We start from the raw sequence: 376 nt of genomic DNA, 5'->3' as shown, positions 1-376 counted from the left end.
GCTTTGTCCCGCAGCGCGGCGGGCAGTGCCTGGAGCACGCTCGGGTCGATGGTGACACCGTAGCACCAGCAGGCCTGGGTGGCGCGGCGTGGGTCGGCCAGGCTGCAGTGGTTGAGCGCGCCGCAAGCGGGGCAGTGTTGCTGATCAGTCATGGGGTTTCGCTACAGACACGGTTGCGGCCAGCCTGTTTGGCACGATAAAGGGCACGGTCGGCGCGGGTCAGCAGGGTGTGCAGGGTATCCCCCGGTCGCAGGCTGCTCAGGCCGATGCTGGTGGTCAGGCGCAGTGGCTGGTCGTCGTAGCTGAAGGTCAGCTGTTCGGTGCGCTGGCGGATCTTTTCGGCCACCTCGATGGCGTGCCGACCCTCGGCTTCACG

2 protein-coding genes are annotated in these 376 nt (G+C 67.6%); both read right to left on the bottom strand.

Features of this window, described 5'->3' with window-relative positions:
- Positions 1-152: cysteine-rich CWC family protein (locus QWI17_RS08740; protein WP_302722141.1), on the bottom strand; the 152-nt coding region annotated here is incomplete at its 3' end.
- The coding region (locus tag QWI17_RS08735) for a GGDEF domain-containing protein (RefSeq protein ID WP_302722140.1) at positions 149-376 on the bottom strand (228 nt) is incomplete at its 5' end. The genes QWI17_RS08740 and QWI17_RS08735, both read right to left, overlap by 4 nt.

This window comes from Gilvimarinus gilvus (assembly GCF_030518155.1).
Lineage (GTDB): Bacteria > Pseudomonadota > Gammaproteobacteria > Pseudomonadales > Cellvibrionaceae > Gilvimarinus > Gilvimarinus gilvus.
The sequence above is the reverse complement of the archived record's forward strand: the minus strand, read 5'-3'. Positions and strand labels throughout refer to the sequence as shown.